This is a genomic window from Amycolatopsis sp. CFH S0740 (assembly GCF_004522315.1).
Lineage (GTDB): Bacteria > Actinomycetota > Actinomycetes > Mycobacteriales > Pseudonocardiaceae > Amycolatopsis > Amycolatopsis nivea.
The window spans coordinates 345,736-371,971 of record NZ_SDLS01000001.1 but is presented as its reverse complement, the minus strand read 5'-3'; the positions used below and the strand labels follow the sequence as shown (position 1 = coordinate 371,971).

Here is a 26,236-nt window from a genome sequence, read left to right as displayed (position 1 = left end):
ACTTCGGTTCCCGTGCCGGGCTGTCTCCGTTCCCCCGAGCCGGGACGCGACCCCGCGTCCCGGCGTCCCTTCCTCGCCGCACTCCGCTGACCAGCGGTTAGGTGTCGGGCAACGTACGCCTCCCTCCGGACTTGATCAAGGCAGCAGACCCGCCGAACGCGCCCACCGGTACTTCGCGCCGAGCACCGCGACCGGCTTTTCGGTCGTGTAGGGATAGGCCACGACGCCGTGCGCGTACAGGTGCTCGCTGGCCTGCTCGACCTCGACATCTCCGGACAGCGACGCCACCACCGGCTTGTGGATGCCTTTCCGCCGGAACTCCTCCACCACGTCCACGACCAGCTCGGCGAACACCATCGGCGGCGTGACGATCGTGTGCCAGTAACCGAGAACCAACGAGTGAATACGATCGTCGGACAGTCCTAACGCGAGGGTGTTCCGATAGGTCGACGGCGGCTCGCCGCCGGTGATGTCGACCGGGTTTCCGGCCGCGCCGAACGGCGGGATGTACTCGCGGAACGCGGCGTCCAGGTCGTCCGGGATCCGCATCAGCGTGAGCCCGTTGTCCACGCAGGCGTCCGAAAGCAGCACTCCGGAACCGCCCGCGCCGGTGATGATCACGACGTTTTCGCCCTTCGGCGTGGGCAGTTTCGGCACGCCTCGCGCGTATTCGAGCAGGTCGTTGAGGCCTGGTGCGCGAATGACACCGCTTTGGCGCAGGATGTCGTCGTACACGCGGTCATTGCCGGCCAGCGCGCCGGTGTGTGACCCGGCCGCTTTCGCGCCTTCCGACGTCCGTCCCGCCTTCAGCACCACCACTGGTTTCTTCGCGGACACCCGCTTCGCGGTCTCGGCGAACGCGCGCCCGTCCTTGAGGTCTTCCAGGTGCATGGCGACGAGTTCGGTGTTGTCGTCGTGCTCGAAGAAGGTGAGGAGATCGTCTTCGTCGATGTCGGCCTTGTTCCCGACGCCGACGATCGCGGACACGCCCATCCCGGCCGACCGGCTGAAGCCGAGGATCGCCATCCCGATCCCGCCGCTCTGCGAGGACAGCGCGACGCCGCCTTTGACGTCATAGGGGGTGCAAAACGTCGCGGACAGATTCTCCGGCGTGTAGTAATAGCCGTAGATGTTCGGGCCGAGAATCCGCACGCCGTGCTTGCGCGCGATGGCCAGAACCTCGTTCTGCAGCTCGATATTCCCCGTCTCGCCGAAGCCGGAAGGAATCAGGATCGCCCCGGCGACCCCCTTCTCGCCCGCCTCTTCCAGCGCCGCCGGCACGAACTTGGCCGGGATCGCGAAGACGGCCACGTCCACATCGCCGGGGACGTCCGCGATGCTCGGATACGCCTTGCGATCGAGGATTTCCGCGGCCTTCGGATTGATCGGGTAGATCTCGCCCGCGTAGCCGCCGTTGACGAGATTCTTCATCACCGAATTGCCGATCTTCCCGTCCTCGGCGGACGCGCCGATCACCGCGACCGCGGCCGGTTTCATGATCCGGTTCATTGCCGCGAGGATTTCGTCCTGGCTGAACCGCACCGGTTCCGCGGCCGCCGCCGGGTCGACGAGGATCCGCACGTCCACGGCGGTCGCCCCGTCGCCGGTGGCGAGCACCGGGTTGAGGTCGACCTCGGCCAGCTGCGGAAAGTCGGTGACCAGCTGCGACAGCCGATGCACGACGTCGGCCAGCGCCGCTTTGTCGACCGCCTCGCTGCCGCGCACTCCATTGAGGATTTCCGCGGCCGCGATACCGTCCACCATGGACAGAGCTTCGTCGGTGCTGGTGGGCGCCAGCCTGAAGGTGACGTCCTTCAGCACCTCGACCAGAACTCCGCCGAGTCCAAACGCGACGATCTTGCCGAAGCTCGGATCGGTGACCGCGCCGATGATCACCTCCTGCCCGCTGGTCAGCATCTGCTGCACCTGCACGCCGGTGATCCGGGCCGAGGCGTCGTAAGCCTTGGCGTTAGCCAGAATCTTGGCGTAGCCGTCAGCGACTTCCTGTTCGCTGCCGAGGCCGACGAGCACGCCGCCAGCTTCGGTCTTGTGCAGGATGTCCGGCGACACGATCTTCAGCACCACCGGAAGGCCGATTTCCCCGGCCTGCGCCACCGCTTCCTCCGCAGAAGTGGCGAGCCGTTCCTGCGGCGTCGGAATGCCGTATGCCTCGCAAACTGCGCGGCCCTCCGGTGCGGTCAACACGGAGCGGCCTTCCCCGGCTACTCGCTTCAGAATTTCTTCGACCGCCGCGCGGCCCGTTTCCGTCGTCATCGTCAGATCACGCCCGCCGTGCGCAGCTGCTCGACATCCGCCGCGCTGTAGCCGAGTTCGCTGAGCACCTCGTCGTTGTGCTCGCCCAGCAACGGAGAACGCTCGACCTCCACCGGCGAATCGGACAGCTTCAACGGGCAGCCGACGGTCTTGAACGCGCCGCGCTCCGGATGCGGCACCTCGACCACCGACCCCAGCTCGGCCAGCGTCTCGTCCTCGATCAGCTCCTTAGTGGACAGAATCGGTCCACAAGGGATGTTGCGGGCGTTGAGCAGCTCCATGACCTCCCATTTGGTGCGCTGTTCGGTCCATTCCTCGACCATCGCGAACACCTTGTCCAGTTTGGACAGCCGCGCCTCCGGGGTCGCCCAGTCCGGGTCCTCGGTGAGTTCCGGCCGCCCGATCAGCTCGGTCAGCGGAGCCCAGCCGACCGGCTGGACGATGACGTAGATGTAGTCGTTGGGCCCGCCCGGCGCGCACCGCACCGCCCAGCCCGGCTGGCCGCCGCCGGACGCGTTGCCCGACCGCGGCACCTCGTCGCCGAACCGTTCGTTGGGGTACTCGCCCAGCGGCCCGTGCGCCAGCCGCTGCTGGTCGCGCAGCTTGACCCGGCACAGGTTGAGCACGGCGTCCTGCATCGCGACCTGCACCCGCTGGCCGCGCCCGGTGCTCGTACGCTGGTACAACGCCGCCAGAATCGCCGCGACGAGGTGGATGCCGGTGCCCGAATCGCCGATCTGCGCGCCGGTCGCAGTGGGTGGTCCCTGTTCGAAGCCGGTCGTGCTCATCGAGCCGCCCATCGCCTGCGCGATCACCTCGTAGGCCTTGAAATTCGCATACCGGCCCGGGCCGAAACCCTTGATGGACGCGTAGATCAGCCGCTCGTTGATCTCGCGGAGCCGATCCCAGGAGAACCCGAAACGGTCCACGACGCCGGGTCCGAAGTTCTCCACCAGCACGTCCACTGAGGACACCAGCTTGGTGAAGACTTCCTTGCCCTGCTCGCTTTTCATGTTGAGCGTGATGCTGCGCTTGTTGGCGTTCAGCATCGTGAAGTACAGACTGTCCACTCCGGGCAGATCGCGCAGCTGGCCGCGGGTGATGTCGCCGCGTCCGGGGGTTTCGAGCTTCACGACGTCCGCGCCGAGCCAGGCGAGGATCTGCGTCGACGACGGTCCGGATTGGACGTGGGTCATGTCGAGGACGCGGACGCCCTCCAGTGCCTTTCCCATCTTCGGCTCCTCCCGACTACTTGTACATCGTCTGGTTCATGGTTCCGGGGGCGTAGGCGTCCGGGTCGACCCAGACGTTGATCAGCGAAGGCTTGCCGGATTCCCGGGCGCGGCGCAGTGCCGGGGCGATGTCCGCCGGGTCGCGGACCTCCTCGCCGTAGCCGCCGAGCATCCGGGCGAACTGGTCGTAGGGGACGTCGCCGAGGGTGTTGCCGATGCGTTCGCGGGCCAGGCCGTATTTCTGCGCCTGGCCGTAGCGGATCTGGTTCATCGACGAGTTGTTGCCGACGATCCCGACGAACGGCAGGTCGAACCGCACGAGCGTCTCGAAATCCCACCCGGTAAGGGAAAACGCCCCGTCGCCGAAGAGCGCGACGACCTCTTGGTCCGGCCGCGCGTGTTTCGCGGCCAGCACGAACGGAATCCCGACGCCGAGTGTCCCGAGTGGACCGGGATCCATCCAGTGCCCCGGTGCCTTCGGTTGCACGACTTGGCCGGAGAAGGTGACGATGTCGCCGCCGTCGCCGATGTAGATCGAATCCTCGGTCAGGAACTCGTTGATCTCGTGCACCAGCCGGTACGGATGGATCGGATTCGCGTCGGAATGCTGCTGCGGCAACCGCTTCTGCTTGGCTTTTTCTTCGACCGCCCGCAATTCCTCCAGCCACGGCTTGCGGCCCACCGCCCCGTTGTCCACCCGCCCGGACGCAGCGTCCGCGACCGCGGCGAGGATCTGTCCCGCGTCGCCGACAATGCCGAGGTCGATGTCGCGGTTCTTCCCGACGGTCCGGTAGTCGAGGTCGATCTGGACCACCTTCGCGTCCGGGGAAAGCCTTTTGCCGTAACCCATCCGGAAGTCGAACGGCGTGCCGACGATGACGATCACGTCCGCGTTGTCGAAGGCATAACGGCGGGAAAGCTGGAAATGGTGCGGATCGCCCGGCGGCAGAGTTCCGCGGCCGGCGCCGTTCATGTAGGCCGGGATGTTCAGCGCGCGCACGAGTTCCGTCGCGGGCTCGGTGGCGCGGGTCGTCCAGACTTGGCTGCCGAGCAGAATCGCCGGTTTCTTGGCGTGTACCAGCAGATCCGCGAGCTTTTCGACATCCGCCGGATCGCCCGCGTTCCGTGTGGAGGCCCGATAGCGGCCGGACTGCGGGATGCGCGCGTTCTCCGCCGGCACGCGCGCGTCGAGGACGTCGCGGGGAATCTCCAAAAAGGACGGTCCGGGCGCGCCCGCGAAGGCTTCGCGGAACGCCATCGACACCAGGTCAGCGGCCCGCGCGGTGTGCGGGACGGTGGCGGCGAATTTGGTGATCGGGGTCATCATGTCCACGTGCGGGAGGTCCTGCAGCGAGCCCATCTTGTGCTGGCTCAACGCACCCTGGCCGCCGATCAGCAGCATTGGACTCTCCGCGCGCAACGCGTTCGCGACGCCGGTGACCGCGTCGGTCGTCCCCGGCCCCGCCGTGACCACCGCACACCCCGGGCGGCCGGTGATCCGCGCGTACCCGTCGGCCGCGTGCGCCGCGACCTGCTCGTGGCGGACGTCGATGACGCTGATGCCCTCGTCGACGCAGCCGTCGTAGATGTCGATGATGTGGCCGCCGCAGAGGGTGAAGATGGTGTCCACGCCTTCGGCCTTCAGGGCTTTCGCAACCAGGTGGCCGCCGGAGATCGTGTCCGGCGCTGCCCCGGTGGTGGCTGGGTGCTGACCTGCGGTCCCGCTGGGTTTGTCCGGGGCGCTTCGGCTGGTTTGCCCGTTCTCGCTGGCCTTGGCACCCGCGCTTTGGCGGGTTTCGTTACTGGCCTTGCTTCCGGCGCTCGGGCTGGCTTGCTGGTCCTTGCCCCCGGTGCTCGGGCTGGCTTGCCGATTCTCGTCTCCGGCGCTCTGGCTAGTTTGCCGATTCTCGTCTCCGGCGCTCTGGCTGACTGGCCGGTCTTCGCTGGCATCGCCGACGGGTTTCGCTTCGGCCTTGTCCCCGGTCTGCCCGCTGGCGTTCTCGCCGGTGTGCTGGCCTGCTTGCCGGCCGGTCGTGGTGGGCGACATGCGCAACTCCTCCTGTCCCGCGCCGGACCTCTCTGACCCGCGCGCTCGTCCCGGTCTGCTCGTGCCTCTCCGCGGCCCGCCGAATCTGTCGCCGCAGGTCAGCGGCTCGTCGCCGGAAGACTGTAGATTGCATACCGTATGAGGTAGGCATTAGACTTACTCTTCGAGCCGCCCGCTGTCCAGGGGCATCCGCAGGTTTGTCCGGCCGACCGACCGGACGATCCGCCACCGGCTTCGACGGGCGGCTCGCCGGCTGATTCGCGGGGTCGACCTGCTGCACGACGCGCGCGGCGGGGCGGCTCATCGGCCGGGGCTTGGCGACAAGGCGGGCGTCGTTGCTCGGCCGAGGTGCTCGGTGGTACCGCGGCTAGCCGCCGGGTCGCTCGGCGGAGCTGGCTGCGGCACGGCGGTTAGCCCGTCGGATCGCTCGGCCGAGGTGCTCCGTGGCACGGCAGCAAGCCCGTCGGGCGCTCAGCCGAACTGGCTGCGGAACGGCGATTAGCCCGTCGGATCGCTCAGCCGAGCGGGCTGCGGCACGGCAGCAAGCCCGTCGGGCCGCTCGGCCGAACTGGCTGCGGCACGGCGGCAGGTTCGACGCTCGGTCGCTCGCGCGGCACCGGGCGGCCGAGTCGTTCGCCGCGAGGCCATCCACAGCCCAGCTATCCAGACCAGCCACCCACGGCCCTGCCAGAAACCGCAGCCGAGCCACCGAGCGCTCCGCAACCGCAGAACCACCAGCCCCGAACAACCCGCTCCCCCGCCCGCAAGGAAGGAATTCCGATGGACCTCTTGGAACACCAAGCGCGCGACCTCTTCGCCGCGCACGGCGTGCCGGTTCCCCGTGGCCGCGTGGCCGCGACGCCGGACGAAGCGCGCGCCGCGGCCGTCGAGATCGGCGGGCCGGTTGTCGTCAAGGCGCAAGTCAAGACCGGCGGGCGGGGCAAGGCGGGCGGGGTCAAGCTCGCGGCCCGTCCCGAGGACGCGGCGGCGGTTGCCGACGAGATCCTCGGGATGGACATCAAAGGGCACCGCGTGCATCGCGTCCTCGTGACCGAGGCCAGCGATATCGCCGAGGAGTACTACGTCTCCTATCTCCTCGACCGCGCCGACCGGAGTTTCCTCGCGATGGCGTCGGCGGCGGGCGGGATGGACATCGAGGAGGTCGCCGCGACCCGGCCGGAGGCGCTGGTCAAGGTGCCGATCGACATCCGGGTCGGGGTCGATCTCGTCAAAGCGCGCCGGATCGCGGCGGCGGCACGGCTTCCGGTCGAAGCGGCGGGGGTGCTGGTCCGGTTGTGGGACGTGTTCACCGCCGAGGACGCGACGCTCGTCGAGGTCAATCCGCTCGCCCGCACGCGCGGCGGGGAGATCGTCGCGCTCGACGGGAAGGTCACGCTGGACGGCAACGCCGCGTTCCGGCATCCCGGGCATCGGGCCTTCGCGGAAGCGGACACCGGGGATCCGCTCGAGCAGCAGGCCGCCGAGCAGGGGCTCAACTACGTGAAGCTCGACGGCGACATCGGCGTGATCGGCAACGGCGCCGGGCTCGTGATGTCCACTCTGGATGTAGTGGCTGCCGCGGCGCGCGACGCGGGCGCGGTCGGGCCGGCGAATTTCCTCGACATCGGCGGCGGGGCGTCCGCGGAGATCATGTCGGCCGGGCTCGGGGTGATCCTCGGGGATCCGGACGTGCGCAGTGTGTTCGTGAACGTCTTCGGAGGGATCACGGCGTGCGACGCGGTCGCGGACGGCATCGTGAAAGCGCTGGCGCTGCTGGGCGATCGCGCGACGAAACCGCTGGTAGTCCGGCTCGACGGGAACAACGTCGCGGAAGGAAGGCGGATCCTCGACGAGGCTGCGCATCCGCTGGTGACAGTCGTCGCGACGATGGACGACGCCGCACGCGAAGCGGCCAAGCTCGCGGCCGGGACGGAGGGCTGAACGATGGCGATTTTCCTCGACAGCACCAGCCGGGTCCTCGTTTCCGGCATCACCGGCGCGGAAGGGACCAAGCACACCCGCCGGATGCTGGCCGCGGGCACGAACGTCGTGGGCGGGGTCAATCCGCGCAAGGCCGGGCAGACGGTTTCCCTTGACGGGCACGAGCTGCCGGTCTTCGGTGGCGTCGCTGAGGCCATGACGGAGACCGGTGCGGATGTAGTGGTCTTGTTCGTGCCGCCGCCGTTCGTGAAGGACGCGGTCCTCGAAGCGGTCGACGCGGGCATCGGGCTCGCAGTGGTGATCACCGAGGGCGTGCCGGTGCACGACTCCGCCGCGTTCTGGGCGCACGCGCGCGACAGCCGCACCCGGATCATCGGGCCCAACTGTCCCGGGCTCATCTCCCCCGGGCTGTCGAACGCCGGGATCATTCCCGCCGACATCACCGGCCCGGGGCGGATCGGGCTGGTGTCGAAGTCCGGCACGCTCACCTATCAGCTCATGCACGAACTCCGCGACATCGGCTTCTCCAGCTGCATCGGCATCGGCGGCGACCCGGTCATCGGCACCACGCACATCGACGCGGTCGAGGCGTTCGAAAAGGACCCGGACACCGACGTGATCGTGCTGATCGGCGAGATCGGCGGCGACGCGGAGGAGCGCGCTGCGGCGTACGTGCGGGAGAACGTCCGGAAGCCGGTCGTCGGGTACGTCGCGGGATTCACCGCTCCCGAAGGCAAAACCATGGGACACGCGGGCGCGATCGTGTCCGGGTCCTCCGGGACGGCGGCGGCCAAGAAGGAAGCACTCGAGGCGGCCGGGATCCGCGTGGGGCGCACGCCGAGCGAAACCGCGCGGTTGGTCCGCGAGGTGCTCGCCGGGACCAGCGCGTAGCACGCGTAGTACTACGACCGGAGTGGTTCAAGGACGAACCCAGGAGGACGGATGGACCTGCGGCAGCTGGAAACCGTCGTGGCGGTGGCCGAGGAGGGCGGGTTCACCGCTGCCGCGCGTCGGCTGCATACCGTGCAGTCGACAGTGTCCACTGTGGTCCGTGCGCTCGAACGCGATCTCGGCACTGAACTGTTCGAGCGCACTACCCACCGGGTCGCGCTGACGCCTGCGGGCAAAGCGTTTCTCCCGGCGGCGCGAGCGGCGCTGGAGGCGGCCAGCCACGCTCGGGCCACCGTCGACCGGGCGCGCTGGGAGATTACCGGCGAGGTCCGGATCGGGGTCATGCCCGGGGCGTGGCCGGAACCGCATCGGGCGCTGAGTGCGTTGCGCCGGGATCACCCCGGCGTGCGAGTGCTGGTGCGGACCGCGCCGCCGCATCAGCTCCGCGAGGCGGTCGTGACGTCCACTGTGGACATCATGGTCGCCGTCGCGGGGTGCGCCCCGAGCGACGGATTGGTCAGCCGCCCGGTCCGGCGGGAGGAAATGGTGCTGGTCACCGCGGCCGGCGACGGAGCAGCGGACCGGCCCGTGTCGGCCGCCGAAGCCGCCGGTACAGCGGTGGTCGATTTCGCGCCGGGCTGGGCGATCCGGGAGGCTACCGACCGGACGTTCCAGTCGGCTCGGGTGCGCCGGACCGTCGTGCACGAGGTCACCGACGCGCCCGCCGCGGCGGAACTGGTCCGGCACGACCTCGGCGGCTGCGTGCTGCCGGTGTCCGTCGCCGCGCAGTTCCCCGACCTCACCGGCCGCCGGTTCACGCGCGGCGGCCCGACCTGGAACATCACCGCGACCCACCCGGGCGATCCGCGGCCCGCGGTGGCGGCGGTGTTGCGGCACCTGACCTGATCCAGCGCACCCTCGTTCAGCCAGCCGCCCATTCGGCCCTGACGTGCTTCAGATGCGCCCGGACCTGGTCCTCCAGCCGAGCCCAGTCCCGCTCCGCGATCGTCGCCAGCATCTCCCGGTGTTCCCGCGCCGAGTCCGCCAGCCGGCCGCGTTCGGCGAGCTTTTCCAAGCCGTACAAGCGTGTCTGGTCGCGCAGCGTGGCGATGGCGTCGATCAGCCGCCCGTTTCCGGCCAGGGCCAGCAAATCGAGGTGGAACCGGCGGTCCGCCTCCAGGAAGCGCGCGACATCGCCTGCCTCGGCTGCGGACTCGATCTCACCGGCCAGCGCGTCCAGCCGGGCGAGGTCGTCCGGACCGGCGGCCGCCCCGGCGGACAGCGTCGCCGGGATCTCCAGCAGCACCCGCATCTCGTAGATCTCGTCCAGGTCGCGTTCGGTGATCGCGACGACCCGGTAGCCCCGGTTGCGGACGGGTTCCAGCAGGCCCTGGTTGACCAGCGTCAGCAACGCCTCGCGCACCGGGCTGCTCGACACGCCCAGCCGCGTCGCGAGCGCGGCGGCCGAATAGATGTCGCCGGGACGCAGTTCGCCGGACACCATCGCCTGCCGCACCACTTCGAGCACTTGTTCGCGCAGGTTAGTGCGCTGCAGCTGCGTCACGGGACGCACCTCCGCTTCCCCGGGCTTGACTTCGCCCGCCTAGGTCCAGCAGGGTACAGGAGTAACCGGTAGCCGGTTACTAAGGAGTAACTAATGCCTGAGATCCGGGGTTACTGCACGTTGTGCCGGTCGCGCTGCGGCGCGGTCTACACGGTCGAGAACGGCGCGCTGCGCGGCGTCCGGCCGGATCCGGCACATCCGACCGGTGCCGCGTTGTGCCCGAAGGGCCGCGCCGCGCCGGAGCTCGTGCGCTCCCCCGAGAGGCTGCGCCGGCCGTTGCGCCGCACGACGCCGAAGTCCGATCCGGATCCGCGCTGGCGCGAGATCAGCTGGGACGAAGCGCTGTCCGAGATCGCCGAACGGCTCGGCGGCATCCGCGCGACCAGCGGGGCCGAGGCTGTCGCGTTCTCGGTCACCTCCCCCAGCGGCACGCCGATGTCCGACTCGATCGACTGGGTCGAGCGGTTCATCCGGCTTTTCGGCAGCCCCAATACGCTGTACGCAACCGAAATCTGCAACTGGCACAAGGACTACGCGCACGCGTTCACGTTCGGCTCGGCGTTGCCCGCCCCGGATTACGCGGGTACGGAATTCGCGGTGCTATGGGGGCACAATCCGGCCAAGGCATGGCTCGCTCAGTCCGCCGCGTTGGCTGAGGCTCGCACGCCGAAGCTGGCCGTCGTCGATCCGCGGCGGACGGCCAGCGCGGTGCGGGCTGAGCACTGGCTCCGGGTGCGGCCGGGCACGGACGGCGCGCTCGCGCTCGGCGTCGCACGGGAGTTGCTCGAACGTCGCGGGCACGACGAGGCTTTCGTGCGGTCGTGGACGAACGCTCCGTTGCTGGTCCGCACCGACACGGGCCGGTTTCTCCGGGCGGCGGAAATCGATCCCGGCGCGGCTGGGTTCGCGGTGTGGGACGAGGTCGCCGGACGAGCTGAGCCGTACGACACGAATTATCCAGCAAGCGGTCCGGAAAGGTTTGCTCTGCACGGAAAACGCCGGGTGCGCACGCTGGCTGGCCCGGTCGACTGCGTGCCCGCATTCGAGCATTACGCGCAGGCCTGTGCCGCGTGGCCGCTCGATCGGACCGAAGCCGTGACGACCGTCGAAGCCCCGGCGATCGAAGCCTTCGCGGCCGACCTTGCCGAGGCGAAGTCCGTGACGTATGCGGCTTGGTCGGGCGTCGGGCAGCACGCGAACGCGACGCAGACCGAGCGCGCGATTGCCACGCTCTACGCGCTCACCGGCAGCTACGACTCCCCCGGCGGCAACGTCGTGCTTCCGAAGCTCGCGGTCGCGCCGGTCACGTCGGCGGACCAGCTCGCGCCTGAGCAGCGAGCGAAAGCCCTTGGCCTGCAAGAGTTCCCACTCGGTCCGCCGGACCAGGGCTGGGTGACTGCACGGAACTTCTGCCGCGCTGTCCTCGAAGAAAAGCCTTATCCGGTAAGGGCGCTGGTGTCCTTCGGCGGGAATCTTCTGCTGTCGCAACCGGACCCGAACCGTACCGCGGAAGCGTTGCGGCGCTTGGAATTCGCAGTGCATCTCGATCTGTTCGAGAACCCGACCGCGCGCTTCGCCGACCTGGTGCTGCCGGTTCAGACGCCGTGGGAGCACGAGGCGGTCAAGGCCGGTTTCGAGATCAGCCAGGCGGCGCAGGAACACGTGCAGCTGCGGCCGAGGATGACCGATCCGATCGGCGAGTCGCGTTCGGACACTGAGGTCGTGTTCGAGCTGGCCGGACGGCTCGGGATGGGCGCGGACTTCTTCAACGGACGCATCGAGGACGGCTGGGATCACCAACTGGCCCCGCTCGGCTTCACTGCCGCCCAGTTGCGCGAACAGCCCGGCGGCATCGATCTGCCGTTGCGGACTGAGTACCGCAAATACGCCGATCTTGCGGAAAATGGCGCGGTGACTGGGTTTGCGACGCCGACTCGCCGGGTCGAACTGTATTCCGAACGGCTTGCCGAGCACGGCTACCCGGCGGTTCCGACTGCCGAGCCGCCGGTCCCGGACGCTCGGCATCCGCTGGTGCTGACCTGTGCGAAGAACGGATACTTCTGTCACAGCCAGCATCGCGGGATTTCGTCGCTGCGCAAACGTTCTCCCGAGCCGGCCGTCGACCTGAGCGCGGAACTCGCCGCGGAGCGCGGGATTGAGGACGGGCAGTGGGTCCGCATCACGACGGCTTCGGCGGACGTCCGGATGCGCGCGCGGATCGATCCCACGCTGCATCGCGACGTGGTCGTGGCGGAGTACGGCTGGTGGCAGCCGGCTCCTGACCTCGCGCTGCCCGGTTCGGACCCGCTCGAGGACGGCGGGACCAACTACAACTCGCTCGTCGGCGACGACGCCCATGATCCGGTGAGCGGGTCGGTGCCGTTGCGTTCGACGTTCTGCGACGTCCGGCCGGACGAGCCCGAGCCGTGGACCGGGCAGCGGGAGTTCGCGGTCGAGCGGGCGGAGCTGGAGACCGAGGACATCCGGTCGGTGCGGCTCAAGCCGGTGGACGGCGGCGCGGTGCCGGAGTTCCGGGCCGGGCAGCACATCACCGTCGCCTGGCCGGACGCGCCGGGGCTGACCCGCAGTTACTCGCTGACCGGGTCGGCGAAAGCCGCCGACGGCGGGTACGCGATCGCGGTGCGGCGGGTGCCGGGCGGGCAGTTCTCGCCCGCTGTGCATGACCGGCTTGAGCCCGGAACCCGGTTGCTGGTCACGGCTCCTTCCGGCGGGTTCGCGCTGCCGACTGTCCATTCGCGGCCGATCGTGCTCCTTGCGGCCGGGATCGGGATCACGCCGTTCCTCAGTTACCTGGAGTCGCTCGAACCCGCGTCCGCGCCGGAGATCGTGCTGCACCACGGCAGCCGCGACCGCTCCCGGCACGCGTTCCGCGCGCGCATCGCCGGGTTGGCGGCTCGGCTGCCCTCTGTCCAGATCGTGGACCACTACAGCCGTCCTGGTCCGGAGGAGTCCTGCGATTTCACCGGCCGGATCACCGCCGACCGCGTCGACGCCGAGCTGATCCGGCGGCGGGCCCGGTTCTACCTGTGCGGTCCGGAAAGCATGCTGGACGAGCTGACCGCCGGGCTGGTGGAGCGGGGCGTGCCGCGCTTCGACATCTTCACCGAGAAGTTCCACGCCGCGCCCGCGCCGGTCCACATCCCGGACGACGCGACAGCCACCGTGCGGTTCGCGCGGTCCGGCCGCGAGGCCACCTGGCGGGCGGGCGACGGGGACCTGCTGCGGTTCGCCGAGGCTTCCGGGGTCGCGCTGCCGAGCGGATGCCGGCTCGGGCAGTGCGAGAGCTGCGCCGTGACGGTGCTGGGCGGAACGGTCGCGCACCTGGTCGCGATCGCCGACGATCTGCCCGCTGACCAGTGCCTTTCCTGTCAGGCGATCCCCACTGCGGATGTAGTGCTCGATGCGTGAGTCTGGTCACCCCTAACCTCGCAAACCCCGTCCGGGGTGCGAAATCCGGCATTCGGACGGCATCATCGGCGGATGGCTCTCGACCAGACATCGCGCGCAGTGTACGAGGAGATCGTCCGGAAGAACCCGGCCGAGCCGGAGTTCCACCAGGCCGTCTTCGAAGTGCTCGAAGCGATCCGGCCCGCGCTGCAGCGGGATCCGGACCTGCGCGACGCGGCGATGCTGGAGCGGCTGTGCGAGCCGGAGCGGCAGGTGATGTTCCGGGTGGTCTGGACCGACGACGCGGGCGCGGTGCACGTCAACCGCGGCTTCCGGGTCGGGTTCAGCTCGGCGCTCGGGCCGTACAAGGGCGGGCTGCGCTTCCGCGGCGACGTCACGCTCGGCACGGTCAAGTTCCTCGCCTTCGAGCAGATCTTCAAGAACGCGCTCACCGGCCTCGGCATCGGCGCGGGCAAGGGCGGGTCCGACTTCGACCCGGCCGGCCGCAGCGACGGCGAGATCATGCGGTTCTGCCAGGCGTTCATGACCGAACTGGTCCGGCACATCGGGCCGGAGACCGACGTCCCGGCGGGCGACATCGGCGTCGGCGGGCGCGAGATCGGGTACCTGTTCGGCCAGTACAAGCGGCTCACCAACCGCTACGACGCGGGCACGATCACCGGCAAGAACCCGTTGCTGGGCGGCATTCCGGCGCGGCCGGAGGCCACCGGATACGGGACGGTGTACTTCCTCGAGGCGATGCTCGGCGCGCGCGACGACTCGTTCTCCGGCCGCACCGCGGTGGTGTCCGGGTCGGGCAATGTCGCCTACCACGCGATCGCGAAGCTTCAGGAGCTCGGCGCGAAGCCGGTCGTGTGCTCGGATTCGGGCGGGTACGTCCACGATCCGCGCGGGATCGACCTGGAACTGCTGCACGAACTGAAGGTCGCGCGGCGCGGGCGGCTTTCCGAGTACGTCGACCATGTGCCGTCGGCGAAGTACGTCACCGACGGCACGCCCTGGGATGTGCCGTGTGACCTGGCGTTGCCGTGCGCGACGCAGAACGAGCTGGACGAGCAGTCCGCATTGCGGCTGGTGAAGAACAACGTCCGGGCGGTCGCGGAGGGTGCGAACATGCCGTGCACGCCCGGTTCGCTGCAGATCTTCCGCGAGGCCGGGGTGGCGGTCGGGCCGGGGAAGGCCGCGAATGCCGGCGGGGTCGCGGTGTCCGCGCTGGAGATGCAGCAGAACGCGGCGCGGGAGCGGTGGACGTTCGAGCGCACCGACCGGACGTTGCGGGACATCATGACCGACATTCACCGGACGTGCCTCGAGACGGCCGACGAGCACGGGGTGGCCGGGGATTACGTGAGCGGGGCGAATATCGCGGGGTTCCGGAAGGTGGTCGCGGCGATGGACGTGTGCGGGTACATCTGAGCCGGATCCTGCGGACGGTCTTCGTTCGGCTGGATTTTGTATGCAGTATTTGGTCGGGGGTCTGCCGGTCGACGGTGGGCGGTCTTCGGTCTGGGATCTGCGGTCTGGGATCTACCGTCTGCGGTCTGCCGGTCGACAGTCCGCCGGTCGGCTGTCTCCGGTCGGCTGTCTCCGGTCGGCTGTCTCCGGTCGGCTGTCTCCGGTCGCCAGTCCACTGGTCGCCCGTCTCCGGTCGCCTGTCTCCGGTCGACAGTCCGCCGGTCGGCGGTCTTCGGTCGGCGGTCTGCCAGTCGGCAGTCTTTGGCCGACAGTCCGCCGGGCGGCAGTTGGCGATCTTCGGTCTTCCGGTCGGCAGTCTGCGCGTCGTCGAGGATGGGATGCGCTGTGGGCGGACTCCCCGCGATGCGGATGCCGAGCGGTGTTGTCGTGCCGCGGAGGAGCGAACCGCCAGCCGGGGAATGCTTGCCGCACTAGGTGACTATCTGGAAAAACTGCGCCAGACATAGGGGCACAGTGTGTCCGTGCTTGACGCGCGGCTGGTGGGGCGCTTCGGTACGAGGGTGACTGCGTATGTGGAGCGTCCGCCGGTGCCGGGTCTGAGTGCGGTGGTGCGCACGGTGTGGATCCAGCGCACTGGCGACGTCCCGTATGTGCAGCGGCATCTGCCTGCGGGCGGGGTCGAGATTCACTTCCCGGTCGGTGGGCGTCCGCAGTTGCTCGGGCCGTTGACCGGGCCGCAGGTCGAGGTCATTCCGGCGCAGACGACGGTCGTCGGGGTGCGGTTCCGGCCGGGGGCGGCTCCTCCCCTACCCGCTGGGCTCGACGAGCTGGCCGACCAGTGCGTCGGGCTGGCTGACGTGTGGGGGCGGGTCGTGGATCGGCTGGTGGAGGCCGTGGCGGTCGCTCCGACGCCCGAGGCGGGGCTTGCCGCGTTGCAGGCGCATCTGCTGCGGGAGTACCGCAGGGCAGGCGGGCTGGATCCGCTCATCCGGGAAGCGGTGCGGGTGCTGATGCCGTGGGAACCGGTCGGCGTGGACGCGGTTGCCGCGCACTTGGCGTTGTCGGCGAGCCAGTTGCGGCGGAGGTGTCTGCACACGGTCGGGACGAGTCCGAAGGTGCTTCAGCGGACGTTGCGGTTCCAAGGGTTTCTGGCGCTGGCCCAGTCCGGGGCGGTCGCGAGCGGGCGGCGGGGTGCGGACGGGACGGCGGGGCTGGCCGTCGACGCGGGGTATGCCGACCAGGCGCATCTCAGCCGGGAATGTCTCCGGCTGACCGGGGTCACGCCGAGGCAGCTCCTCGGGGGCGATCTCGACCGGTGCGCGTGCGGGCACGATCATTCCGCTTCTTACACGCCGTTTCTCGAGGGCCGCGGGCGGTCGCCGTTGCGCGGGTGAGCGGAGCATGGGCTGCGGGCAATCGCGGCTGGGCGGGATCTCGAGGGACCACCATCGCCCAGGCCCGCCCGCTCCGGACATCGGCCGACCCGCCGCTCGCACATCCGACCCCCGCCGAGCCCAGCCACCCGCTCCCGATGGCAGGCCGACCCCGCCCGCACATCCGACCCCGCCCGCGACCCGCCGCCCGCACATCCGGCGCCGCCAAGCCCAGCCGTCCGCCCGACGACGGGCCGACCCGCCCCCAGCCTGCCGTGCCACGAGCCCGGCGGCTCGGCCAAGCACCCGTTCCCCCCGCCACGACCAGGCGATTCCCTCCTACGAGGGATGCCCGGGATGGTTCACTGTGGCCCCGTTCGCAGGCCGCAACCCCACCGCGCGGGCGGGAAGAACGATCCGGAGGAGGGTCTTGGATGACCGGACCAGCTCGCCCCGGTGTGGCGTCCCCGGCGCTCGTCGCGGTCGTCGACTCGCTGGCGGCCGCGGCGAACGTCGCCGAGTTGCAGGACTGCTACATGCGGGCCGTGCCGCAGCTGCTGTCCTCGCGTTCGTTCGCCATCTACGTGCGCGACCCGCGGAATCGCGCGCCGGTCAGCCGGGCCACCGAGGGGGCCAGCGACGTCTTCCTGTCCAGGTACGAGGAGCTCGGCCGCGAGCGCGACCCGGTCCTGCGGCAGTGTCTCACCGCGAACCAGGCGGCGCACAGTTCGCGTCTGATGAGCCAGGACCGCTGGACCGAGCATCCGGTGTACCGCGAAGTCATGTCGCTGCACGGCTGGCGGATGGTGCTGGAGACGCCGATCGTCGCGGGGGCCGAGATCGTCGGCACGCTCAACTTCGCCGATCGCGACGCCGGGGCGCTCTCCTCCGACGAGGACCTGGCCGTCGCGACGGCGCTGGGGCGGGTCGTGGGGCTGGTGCTGAGCGGGCTCCTCCGGCAGGAAACCCTTCTCCGGGAACGCGATCATCTCGAAACGGCGGTCGACGTGTGCGACGACGCACTGGTCCTGACCGACCATCGGGGCGGGCAGCGGCGGTTCAACGCGGCCGCGAGGGCAGCGCTGCGCCGGGTGGCGCCGGACGGGCCGACGGAGTGGCTGGAGAACGTGATGGCGGCGAATCCCGATGCCAGCACGCAGGTCGCCGAGTCCGGCGGGGTGAGAGCGACGCTGCGCACGGTGCGGGTGCCCAGCCAGCCCGCGCTGTCGGTGACCACACTGGACATCCAGGACGGCCCGGGCGGCGAGATCGCGCTGAGTCCTTCGCTGTCGGCGTTGCTGTCGCCTCGCGAACGGGAGGTGGCCCGGCTCGCGGTGTCCGGACTGCACGACGATCAGATCGCCGCGAAGATCTTTCTCAGCCGCTACACGGTGAAGCAGCATTTGAAGAGCATTTACCGCAAGCTGGGCGTGGATTCCCGCACTGCGCTCGCGCGGCTCGTGCTGCACGACACGTGATCTCCGGCCGCAGGGGCTAGAATCCCGAAATCCGGCCGAGAGAACGAAACGATGTCCCAGCGCGGTCCCGACGAACGAACAGCCCGGCTGGTCGTGTCCGCTACCGACGAGCTGTCGGCGGCCACGAGCACGGAAGAGCTGCTCGAGGTCTATCTCCGCGTGGCCCGGTCCGCGCTGCCGACGCGGTCGTTCGGCATTTATCTCTTCTCGTCGGCGCGGCACCGTTCCGCGACCGAAGGCGTCAGCGACCTTTTCCTGGCCCGGTACGAGGACGCCGGACGCGAGCAGGATCCGGTCCTGCGTCGGGCGGTGGACACCCGCAGCGCGGCGCACAGCGCGCACCTGATGCCGCCCGACGACTGGCAGGATCTGCCGTTCTACCAGGACGTCCTCGCGCTGCACGGGATGCGGATGGTGCTCGAGGCCCCGATCGTCGCGGGCGGCCGGATACTGGGGACGTTGAACTTCGCCGATCAGGATCCGGGGCTGCTCGCCGGCGAAGCCGAGGTCGCGGTCGCCTCGGCGCTGGGGCGGGTCGTCGGGTCGGCGGTCGCCTCGCTCGAAGCGCGCGACGATCTTCGGCGCGAACGCGACAACGCGTGGGCCGCGCTGGATCTCGCCGCCGTCGCGCTCGTGACGACCGACCTGCGCACCGGGAAGCGGCGGCTCAACGAAGCGGCCCGGCAGCTGCTGCGCGAAGTGTCCGATGAGGACCCCGAATCGTGGCTGGAAGAGACGATGGCCGCCCGGAATCCCCGCGACGGGTTCGCGTGGACGGTGCCCCTTGCCGAGCGCGGTTTGCGGCTCTCGCTGCGTTCCCGACCCGTTCCGGACGACGAGGTCGCGGTCGCGGTGCTGCGGCTCGAACGGGACGCGGCCGGGCTTCCGCCGTCGATCGCGGCACGGCTGACGCCGCGGGAACGCGAAATCGCTGTGCTGGCCGTCGAAGGCCTCAGCGACGACCAGATCGCCGCGCGGGTCCTGCTGAGCCCCTACACGGTGAAACAGCACCTGAAAGCCGTCTACCGCAAGCTCGGAATCGGCTCGCGGCAAGCGCTCACCCGCGTCGTCCTGAGCGCGCCTCCCTCCTTCGAGGGGTAACCGGCCCGGCCTCCCGCGAGGGATCGGCCTGACGTCGCCGCGCTCGTAGCTTTTCCCCCAGGCGTGAACGGGTTCACACCGGGAGGGAAACGGCGGATGAGTGCTTCACTGCGGGAACGCGACCGGCGCTGGGAGCGGCTGCACGCCGCGATGGCGGAGGAAGGTCTCGACGTCCTGGTGGTCGCGGGCAGCGATTACCGCGGCCACAAAGGAACTCTCCGGTACGTGGCCGACTACAACCTGGCCCACCGCTACGGGTACTGCGTCGTCTTCGCGGGCGAGGAACCGGTCATGGTGCTGCCGCGGAACCTGTCCGGCGGCAGGCGGCCGCGGTCGGCATGGGTGTCGGACTACCGGTATCCGCACGAGCTGGGCGACGGACTGGTCGAGGTCCTGAAATCCCGGCCGCGCAACGGGCGGATCGGCATCGTCGGGCTCGGCGAGATCATGAAGGTCCGCGAGTACCTCCGCCTCGCCGCGGAACTTCCGCGCGCGAAGCTGGTCGACGCGTCCGCGATGTTCGAGCGGGTGCGCGCGGTCAAGAGCGCGGAAGAACTCGCCGGAGCCGAGGAATCGGCCTATATCACCGATCGCTGCTTCGAGCGGCTTCTCGAGATCGCCCGCCCGGGCATCACCGAGCGCGCGGTGGCGGCGGAAATGTATGCCACGGCGGCACTTCTGGGCGGCGAGGATCCGCTGTTCCTCACCATGTACGCCGACGACGAACCGTCCGGGCCGTGCCCGACCTTCGGCGCTCCGCGCGACCGGATCCTGCGCGCACACGACGTGTTCACCTTCTCCTACGAGGTCGTCGGACCGGCCGGGTACTGGGTCGAACTGTCCAGAATGGTCACTTTCGCGCCGCCTTCCGGTGCGGTGCAACGGGTTTCCGACGCCGTCGCCGCCGGGATGGCCGCCGCGGCCGCCTCGATCGGGCCGGGCGTGGCCACTTCGGACGTTCAGAAGAACGTCATCCGGGCGGTCGAGGAACAGGGCGTCGAATCGTCGTACTGGTCCGGGCACGGGCTCGGGCTCGACGTTCTCGAAGAGCCGTGGGTCGGCCTCGACGTCGTCCAGGACGACAGTTCCGCGGGCGCGGTGCCGGTGCTCGGCGCGGGCATGGTGCTCGCGCTGCACCCGATGCTCTGGGAAGCCGAAACCTCGGCCATGGGCTACATGGCCGACACGCACATCGTCACCGAGCAGGGCTGCCGGACGCTGTCCGAGTTCCCGGTCCAGCTCTACCGATTGGCCGCGGGAGGCCGGAAATGACGACCACCGAAGTAGACCCCATCCTCGCCTCGGTCCTGCAGCGCCGGGTCGACGCGATCGCCAAGGAAATGGCGACGATGCTGATGCGCTCGTCGCGGTCCCCGATCTTCAACGAGATCGGCGACCTGGTGACCGTGCTGTTCGACGCGAAGGGCCGGGCGCTCGCGCAGGCCGAGTTCGCCGCGATCATCGCGTTCGGCGCGCAGCCGCCGCTGGAGTACATCATCGACTACTTCGGCGACGACCTCGCCGAGGGCGACGTGATCCTGCACAACGACGTCTTCACCGGCGGCAACCAGAACGCCGACACCGGCGTGTACCTGCCGATCTTCCACGAGGGCGAACTCGTCGCGTGGGCCGCGGCGAAAGGCCACATGGCCGACATCGGCGGCATGACCGTGGGCGGATACAACCCGCAGGCGCGCGAGATCTGGCAGGAAGCCCTGCGGATCACCCCGGTCAAGATCCACGCGGGCGGCAAGGTCCGCAAGGACGTGTGGGACTTCGTCGGCGCGAACATCCGGATCGACTTCGTCATGCAGGACATCCAGTCCATGATCGGGGCCTGCCAGGTCGGCCGGCGCCGGCTGCTGCACGTGCTGGAGCGCTACGGGCGGGACACCTTCGACCGGCATCTCGACTACGTCCTCGAAAGCTCCGAACGCCAGGTGCGCGCCGAGATCGCCCGCTGGCCCGACGGAGTTTACCACGGCGAGAGCTGGATGGTGTCCGACGGCGTCGACGCCTCCGCCCGGTACCGGATCGCGTGCGAGGTCCGGATCGAAGGCGACGAGATCACCTTCGACTTCAGCGCCACCGACGACCAGTCCCCCGGCATCGCGAACATGCCGCCCGCGTCGGCGAAGGGCGCGGTGCGGATCGTGTTCCTGATGCTGATCGCCGCGGGCGGCATCGTCATCCCGACGAACCAGGGACTGTTCGCCCCGCTCAGCACCGTTTTCCGGGAAGGCTCGCTGCTGAACCCGCGGTTCCCGGCCGCGACGATCTTCGGCAACCAGATGTGCGACGAAGTCCTCGAAGCGATCATGACCGCGCTGGCGGACGCGTTGCCGGACCGGGTCACCGCGGGCTGGAACCAGTTCATCTGCACCGCGCTCAACGGCGTCGACCCGCGCAGCGGCGGCCCGTTCGTAACGCTGACGGTGTTCCAGCGCAGCGGACCGGGCGCGATGCGCGGGGCCGACGGCTGGGACGCGTTCGGCTTCACCGGCACCGCGGGCCAGATGCGCGCGCCCGACCCGGAGATGTTCGAACTCACGTCGCCGCATTTCCTGGAATACCACGAGTATCTGCCGGATTCGGCGGGCGCGGGCGAATGGCGCGGCGGCCTCGGCACCCGCTCGGCTTGGCGGTGCTACGGCGAAACCGAGGTCGGAGTCACGATCGGCGACGACGTCGAATGCGAAGGGGCTGAAGCCGCGCCGGGCCTGTTCGGCGGGCATCCCGCCGGGCGCAACCGGATCGTCGTGGAGTTCCCGGACGGGACCACGCATCTGTGGGGCTCCAAGGAAATGGTCGCGCTGCCCGCGGGATCGGTCGTGCGCTCGGAGAGCGGCGGCGGGGCCGGATACGGCGATCCGCGGCGGCGCCCGGCGGAGACCGTCTGCCGCGAGGTGCGCGACGGCTTGCTGAGCGCGGAACGGGCGCGGGACGACTACGGCGTCGTCCTGGCCGGCGGACCGGACGGCGGCTGGGCCGTCGCCGAGGCGGCCACGGCCGCCCTGCGGAACTCGAACGGAAGGACTCACTGATGAGCGCGGCACGAAGCGGCGAGCTGCGGATCGGGATCGACGTCGGCGGCACCTTCACCGACTTCCTCGTGGTCCACCCGGACGGCAGCCATCTCGCCCACAAGACGAGTTCCGTCCCGTCCGATCCCTCGCGGGCGGTCGTGCAGGGGCTGCGGGAGATCGCGGACCTGCGCGGGCAGTCCGTCGAGGAACTGCTCGGCAGCGTCGGCACCATCGTCCACGGCACGACCGTGACCACCAACGCGCTGCTGACCCGGCGCGGCGCCGCCACCGGATTGCTGACCACCGAAGGATTCCGCGACGTGCTGCCGATGCGCGACGGCACCCGAGAGGAGGCGTACAACAACCGGCTCGAAGCTCCGGTGCCGCTCGTCCCGCGCCACCTCCGGCTCCCCGTGCCCGGGCGGCTCGACCACACGGGCGCCGAGGTGACGGGGCTCGATCCGGAAGCCGTGCGGCGCGCGGCGAAGACGTTCCGGGACGCGGGCGTCGAAGCGGTCGCGGTGAGCTTCCTGCACTCGCACGCGAGCCCGGAGCACGAGGACGCCGCCGCCGAGATCCTGGCCGAGGAACTGCCCGGGATCTACGTGACCCGGTCGAGCGCGCTGCTGGCCCAGGTCCGCTACTACGACCGGACCTCGACGGCGGTGCTGAACTCCTACGCGGGCCCGATCATCAGCCGCTATCTCGCCGGGCTGACCGAAACGCTGGAGGAAGCCGGGTTCGGCGGCCTGCTCCTGCTGATGCAGTCCAACGGCGGCGTCGCCACCCCCGCCGAACTCGCCCGCCGCGCCGCGCTGTCCCTGCTGTCCGGGCCCGCCTCCGGCCCGACCGCCGGGCTGTTCGAGGTCGCCCCGCACGGCTGGGACCGCTGCCTGACCGTCGACATGGGCGGCACCAGTTTCGACGCCGCCGTGGTCAACGACGGCCGCCCGCTGGTGATGACCGACGGCACAATCGACCGCTGGCGGATCGCGCTGCCGATGGTCGACATCCACACCATCGGCGCGGGCGGCGGCAGCATCGCGCGGGTCGACGACGGCGGGATGCTGCGGGTCGGGCCGGAAAGCGCCGGAGCCGTCCCCGGTCCTGCCTGCTACGGCCGGGGAGGCACCCGCGCGACCGTCACCGACGCCGACGTCGCGCTCGGCTACATCGACCCGAGTTCGTTCATGGCGGGCGGGATTCCGCTCGACGCGGCGGCGTCCCGGGCCGCGCTGGAACGGGACGTGGCCAAGCCGCTGGGCCTCGACTTCGTCTCGGCTGCGGCCGGGGTCTACGACCTGGTGAACGTGACCATGGCGGCCGGGGTCCAGGCGATCACGGTGCGGCGGGGGCTCGACCCGCGCGACTTCCCGATCGTGGTCGCCGGGGGCGCGGGCCCGGTCCACGCCGCGGCGATCGCGTCGGAACTGGAGATCCCGGTCCTCGTGACGCCGCGGCAGTCCTCCATTTTCTGCGCGGCCGGGATGCTCGCCTGCGATTTCAAGCACGACTACGTGCGCAGCATTTCCGGTTCGCTGGCCGAGTTCAGCCTGGACCGGCTGCGCGAGATCTGGGCTTCGATGGCCGCCGAGGGGCGCGAAACCCTTCGCGGGGAAGGAATTCCCGAAAGCGCTGTCACCTTCGAGCCGTCGCTGGACATGCGGTACGCGGGTCAGTGGTTCGAGATCAACGTGCCGGTCGGCATCGACGGCATGGACGCGCCCGACCGGACGAAGCTGGCCGAGCTTTTCCACGCCCAGCACGACATTCTGTTCGGCTACCGGGCGGAGGACGAACCGGTCGAGGTGCTCAACGTCCGGTTGACCGCGATCGGCGCGACGCCCCGTCCGCCGCTGGATCTCGGCGCGCTCGACGCGGATCTGACCGAGGACCCGCAGATCGGCGAGCGGGAGATCTGGTCGCCGGCACGGCGCGCGATGGTGCCCGCCCGGATCATGGACGGCCACCGGATGGCGCCGGGTGCGCGGCTGTCCGGACCGGCCGTGGTCGAACTCGGCACCACTTCCCTGGTGGTGCTGGACGAATACGACCTCGTGGTCGACCCGCGCGGTTCGTTCGTGCTGTATCTCCGCGAACGCGCGCACGAGCTGGCCGACCGGCTGTCCCTCGCCGAAGACCTGGTGCTGCGATGACCGGCTTCGAGGGAACGACCGCCATCGTCACCGGCGGGGCGACGCTCATCGGCGCGGCGATCGTCCGCGCGTTCGCCGAGGCGGGCGCGCAGGTCGTGGTGCTCGACATCGACGAACCTGGCGGAACCGCGCTGGCCGGTGAACTGGGCGAAGCCGTCACGTTCCACCACGTCGACATCACCGACGACGCCGCGCTCGGCCGCGTCCGCGACGCGCTCGCGGCCGGTCCGGGCAAGGTCGACGCGCTGGTCAACCTCGCTTGTTCCTATGTGGACGACGGCAGCAAGTCCACCCGAGCGGACTGGCGACAGAGCCTCGACGTGAACGTCATCGGCACCGCTTTGGTCACCACCACGCTGCTGCCATTGCTCACCGCCTCGGACCGGCCCGCGGTCGTCAACTTCACCTCGATCTCGGGCCGCGTCGCCCAAGCCGGACGCTGGCTCTACCCGGCGGGCAAGGCCGCGGTCGCGCAGCTGACCCGGTCGATGGCGCTCGACCTGGCCGCCGACAGCATCCGCGTCAACTCCGTCTGCCCGGGCTGGACCTGGTCCGCGGTGATGGACCGGCTGTCCGGCGGAGACCGGGAGAAGACCGACCGGGTCGCCGCTCCCCTGCATCCGCTCGGGCGCGCCGGCGACCCCGCCGAGATCGCCGCCGCGGTGCTCTTCCTCTGCTCCCCCGCGGCCTCGTTCGTGACCGGCGCCGACCTCGCGGTGGACGGCGGCTATTCGGCGATCGGCCCCGAACGCGGCGAAATCCTCATCCCCCAGCTGGCCGAGTGACCGGCCGACAAGGAGAAACCCAGTGAGCACTTTCGTGGACCGCCACGGCCTGCACACCCCGGAACAGCGCGCCGCCGCGGAGAAGAACCTCGCCGAGATCGAGGCCGCCGGGGTCGAAATGGTCCGCCTCGTGTGGCCGGACCAGCACGGGCTCCCGCGCGGCAAGTCCGTGACCGTCAAGGCGTACGCGGCGGCGCTGCGCGACGGCATGGAGATCACCATGGCGCCGTTCTTCTTCGACACCGCCAACGCCATCGTGTTCAACCCGTTCAGCCCCGGCGGCGGCTTCGGCATCCCGGAACTCTCCGGCAGCCCGAACGTGACCATGGTGCCGGACCCGGAGACCTTCGCCGTCCTGCCGCACGTGCCGGAGACCGCGTGGGTCGTGTGCGATCTGTACCTGCGCGACGGGTCGCCGTTCCCCTTCGCTCCGCGCGCGATTCTCCGGCGGCAGCTGGAAAAACTGGCCGAAGCCGGGTTCTCGCTCGTCGCCGGGATCGAACTCGAGTGGTACCTCACCCGCGTGCTCGACCCGATGCTCGAAACCGGTTCGCTCGGCGCGCCCGGGCTGCCCGGCGACCCGCCCAAGGTGGCGCCCGTCGCCCGCGGCTACAACTACCTGCTCGACGGGCACCTCGACGAGATCGACGACGTGCTCCGGCCGATCCGCAAAGCAGTCTCCGCGCTGGGACTGCCGTTGCGCTCGATCGACGACGAGTGGGCGCCCAGCCAGGTCGAGACGACCTTCGACGTCCAGCAGGGCCTGGCCGTCGCCGATTCGGTGCTGTTGTTCCGCAGTGTCGTCAAGCAGGTCGCGCGCCGGCACGGTCACCACGCGACGTTCATGTGCACCCCGGCTATCCCCGGCTTCTACGCCAGCGGCTGGCATCTGCACACCTCGCTGGTCGACGCGGTGAGCGGAGCCAACGCGATGGTGCCCGGCACCGAAGCGGAGGCGCTGTCCGAGACCGGGACGCACTACGTCGGCGGCACGCTCGCCCACGCCGCCGCGGCGTCGGTCTTCACCACCCCGTCGATCAACGGCTACCGGCGCCGTCGCCCGCATTCCCTCGCGCCCGACCGTTGCACCTGGGGGCTGGACAACCGCGCCGCGATGATGCGCGTCATCGGCGGGCACGGAGACCCGGCGACCCACGTCGAGAACCGGGTCGGCGAACCGTCGGCGAATCCGTACCTGTATCTCGCCGCGCAAACCGCTTCCGGACTCGACGGCATCCTCGGCAAACGCAGCCCCGGAGCGCTGTCCGACGACCCCTACGCCTCGGACGCGCCGCAGCTGCCGACGAGCCTGCGGGCAGCGCTGGACGAGCTGGACGCCAGCGAGTTCTTCCGCGCGGAGTTCGGCGACAGCTTCGTCGACTACCTCGTACGCATGAAGCGCAGCGAGGTCGAGCGCTACGAGGCGCACGTCAACGAGCAGCCCGACCCGGCCGCGTACGCCGCCGAGGTCACCGAATGGGAGCACCGCGAGTACTTCGAACTCTTCTGACCCCGCCATCGTT

Annotated in this window: 17 protein-coding genes; 13 read left to right on the top strand and 4 right to left on the bottom strand. The window is 70.0% G+C overall.

Annotated elements, in window-relative coordinates:
- Positions 1 to 135: 135 nt before the first annotated feature.
- The 3 genes from EIZ45_RS01820 to EIZ45_RS01810 are packed head-to-tail and all read right to left on the bottom strand — an operon-like array spanning position 136 to position 5,553.
- Entirely contained in the window at positions 136 to 2,274 is a 2,139-nt protein-coding gene (locus tag EIZ45_RS01820; RefSeq protein ID WP_134661549.1) for an acetate--CoA ligase family protein, read from the bottom strand.
- Positions 2,275 to 2,276: 2 nt separating this feature from the next.
- The gene (gene frc, locus EIZ45_RS01815) at positions 2,277 to 3,506 is read right to left on the bottom strand and encodes a formyl-CoA transferase (protein ID WP_134661550.1); all 1,230 of its coding nucleotides are present in this window, start codon (positions 3,504 to 3,506) and stop codon (positions 2,277 to 2,279) included.
- A 16-nt stretch (positions 3,507 to 3,522) separates the two neighbouring features.
- A complete protein-coding gene (locus tag EIZ45_RS01810) occupies positions 3,523 to 5,553 on the bottom strand; it encodes a thiamine pyrophosphate-binding protein (protein WP_240690517.1) in 2,031 nt (676 codons plus the stop codon).
- Between the two features lie 780 nt (positions 5,554 to 6,333).
- Between EIZ45_RS01810 and sucC the strand changes: the two genes are divergently transcribed.
- The 3 genes from sucC to EIZ45_RS01795 are packed head-to-tail and all read left to right on the top strand — an operon-like array spanning position 6,334 to position 9,291.
- On the top strand, positions 6,334 to 7,494 hold the full coding sequence (sucC, locus tag EIZ45_RS01805) for an ADP-forming succinate--CoA ligase subunit beta (protein ID WP_134661551.1): 1,161 nt from the start codon (positions 6,334 to 6,336) through the stop codon (positions 7,492 to 7,494).
- Between the two features lie 3 nt (positions 7,495 to 7,497).
- Positions 7,498 to 8,385 (top strand): succinate--CoA ligase subunit alpha, encoded by an 888-nt coding sequence (sucD, locus tag EIZ45_RS01800; RefSeq protein WP_134661552.1) that lies wholly within the window; start codon positions 7,498 to 7,500, stop codon positions 8,383 to 8,385.
- Positions 8,386 to 8,436: 51 nt separating this feature from the next.
- Positions 8,437 to 9,291, top strand: a complete 855-nt coding sequence (locus EIZ45_RS01795; RefSeq protein ID WP_134661553.1) for a LysR family transcriptional regulator — start codon at positions 8,437 to 8,439, stop codon at positions 9,289 to 9,291.
- 16 nt (positions 9,292 to 9,307) lie between these two features.
- Here the strand turns inward: EIZ45_RS01795 and EIZ45_RS01790 are convergent, their stop codons facing one another.
- A complete protein-coding gene (locus EIZ45_RS01790; protein WP_240690518.1) occupies positions 9,308 to 9,949 on the bottom strand; it encodes a GntR family transcriptional regulator in 642 nt (213 codons plus the stop codon).
- A gap of 93 nt (positions 9,950 to 10,042) precedes the next feature.
- Between EIZ45_RS01790 and EIZ45_RS01785 the strand changes: the two genes are divergently transcribed.
- The 10 genes from EIZ45_RS01785 (at position 10,043) to EIZ45_RS01735 (ending at position 26,223) form a co-directional block, all read left to right on the top strand.
- Positions 10,043 to 13,378 carry a molybdopterin-dependent oxidoreductase gene (locus EIZ45_RS01785; protein ID WP_134661554.1) on the top strand — a complete coding sequence of 1,112 codons (3,336 nt, stop codon included), beginning with the start codon at positions 10,043 to 10,045 and terminating at the stop codon, positions 13,376 to 13,378.
- Positions 13,379 to 13,450: 72 nt separating this feature from the next.
- The gene (gene gdhA / locus EIZ45_RS01780; RefSeq protein ID WP_037805849.1) at positions 13,451 to 14,794 is read left to right on the top strand and encodes an NADP-specific glutamate dehydrogenase; all 1,344 of its coding nucleotides are present in this window, start codon (positions 13,451 to 13,453) and stop codon (positions 14,792 to 14,794) included.
- 560 nt (positions 14,795 to 15,354) lie between these two features.
- A complete protein-coding gene (locus EIZ45_RS01770) occupies positions 15,355 to 16,188 on the top strand; it encodes an AraC family transcriptional regulator (RefSeq protein WP_134661555.1) in 834 nt (277 codons plus the stop codon).
- 413 nt (positions 16,189 to 16,601) lie between these two features.
- Positions 16,602 to 17,645: a helix-turn-helix transcriptional regulator gene (locus EIZ45_RS46680; protein WP_134661556.1), complete on the top strand. Its 1,044-nt coding sequence runs from the start codon at positions 16,602 to 16,604 to the stop codon at positions 17,643 to 17,645.
- Positions 17,646 to 17,696: 51 nt separating this feature from the next.
- On the top strand, positions 17,697 to 18,746 hold the full coding sequence (locus EIZ45_RS01760; RefSeq protein ID WP_134661557.1) for a LuxR C-terminal-related transcriptional regulator: 1,050 nt from the start codon (positions 17,697 to 17,699) through the stop codon (positions 18,744 to 18,746).
- A 96-nt stretch (positions 18,747 to 18,842) separates the two neighbouring features.
- Positions 18,843 to 20,018: a Xaa-Pro peptidase family protein gene (locus EIZ45_RS01755; RefSeq protein WP_134661558.1), complete on the top strand. Its 1,176-nt coding sequence runs from the start codon at positions 18,843 to 18,845 to the stop codon at positions 20,016 to 20,018.
- Complete coding sequence (locus EIZ45_RS01750) at positions 20,015 to 21,790, top strand: hydantoinase B/oxoprolinase family protein (RefSeq protein ID WP_134661559.1); 1,776 nt, start codon at positions 20,015 to 20,017, stop codon at positions 21,788 to 21,790. The genes EIZ45_RS01755 and EIZ45_RS01750 overlap by 4 nt, the downstream gene beginning before the upstream one ends.
- Positions 21,790 to 23,928: a hydantoinase/oxoprolinase family protein gene (locus EIZ45_RS01745; protein ID WP_134661560.1), complete on the top strand. Its 2,139-nt coding sequence runs from the start codon at positions 21,790 to 21,792 to the stop codon at positions 23,926 to 23,928. The genes EIZ45_RS01750 and EIZ45_RS01745 overlap by 1 nt, the downstream gene beginning before the upstream one ends.
- Positions 23,925 to 24,713, top strand: coding sequence for an SDR family oxidoreductase (locus EIZ45_RS01740; protein ID WP_134661561.1), 789 nt, complete (start codon positions 23,925 to 23,927; stop codon positions 24,711 to 24,713). Before EIZ45_RS01745 ends, EIZ45_RS01740 begins: the two co-directional genes overlap by 4 nt.
- A gap of 22 nt (positions 24,714 to 24,735) precedes the next feature.
- Positions 24,736 to 26,223 (top strand): glutamine synthetase family protein, encoded by a 1,488-nt coding sequence (locus tag EIZ45_RS01735; RefSeq protein ID WP_134661562.1) that lies wholly within the window; start codon positions 24,736 to 24,738, stop codon positions 26,221 to 26,223.
- The last annotated feature ends 13 nt before the right edge of the window (positions 26,224 to 26,236 follow it).

Coding starts and splice junctions, on each gene's coding strand:
- EIZ45_RS01745 (WP_134661560.1), top strand. CDS start 21,790: ATGAGCGCGGCACGAAGCGGCGAGCTGCGGATCGGGATCGACGTCGGC.
- EIZ45_RS01820 (WP_134661549.1), bottom strand. CDS start 2,274: ATGACGACGGAAACGGGCCGCGCGGCGGTCGAAGAAATTCTGAAGCGA.
- EIZ45_RS46680 (WP_134661556.1), top strand. CDS start 16,602: ATGACCGGACCAGCTCGCCCCGGTGTGGCGTCCCCGGCGCTCGTCGCG.
- EIZ45_RS01785 (WP_134661554.1), top strand. CDS start 10,043: ATGCCTGAGATCCGGGGTTACTGCACGTTGTGCCGGTCGCGCTGCGGC.
- EIZ45_RS01750 (WP_134661559.1), top strand. CDS start 20,015: ATGACGACCACCGAAGTAGACCCCATCCTCGCCTCGGTCCTGCAGCGC.
- frc (WP_134661550.1), bottom strand. CDS start 3,506: ATGGGAAAGGCACTGGAGGGCGTCCGCGTCCTCGACATGACCCACGTC.
- sucC (WP_134661551.1), top strand. CDS start 6,334: ATGGACCTCTTGGAACACCAAGCGCGCGACCTCTTCGCCGCGCACGGC.
- EIZ45_RS01755 (WP_134661558.1), top strand. CDS start 18,843: ATGAGTGCTTCACTGCGGGAACGCGACCGGCGCTGGGAGCGGCTGCAC.
- EIZ45_RS01740 (WP_134661561.1), top strand. CDS start 23,925: ATGACCGGCTTCGAGGGAACGACCGCCATCGTCACCGGCGGGGCGACG.
- EIZ45_RS01795 (WP_134661553.1), top strand. CDS start 8,437: ATGGACCTGCGGCAGCTGGAAACCGTCGTGGCGGTGGCCGAGGAGGGC.
- EIZ45_RS01760 (WP_134661557.1), top strand. CDS start 17,697: ATGTCCCAGCGCGGTCCCGACGAACGAACAGCCCGGCTGGTCGTGTCC.
- sucD (WP_134661552.1), top strand. CDS start 7,498: ATGGCGATTTTCCTCGACAGCACCAGCCGGGTCCTCGTTTCCGGCATC.
- gdhA (WP_037805849.1), top strand. CDS start 13,451: ATGGCTCTCGACCAGACATCGCGCGCAGTGTACGAGGAGATCGTCCGG.
- EIZ45_RS01810 (WP_240690517.1), bottom strand. CDS start 5,553: ATGTCGCCCACCACGACCGGCCGGCAAGCAGGCCAGCACACCGGCGAG.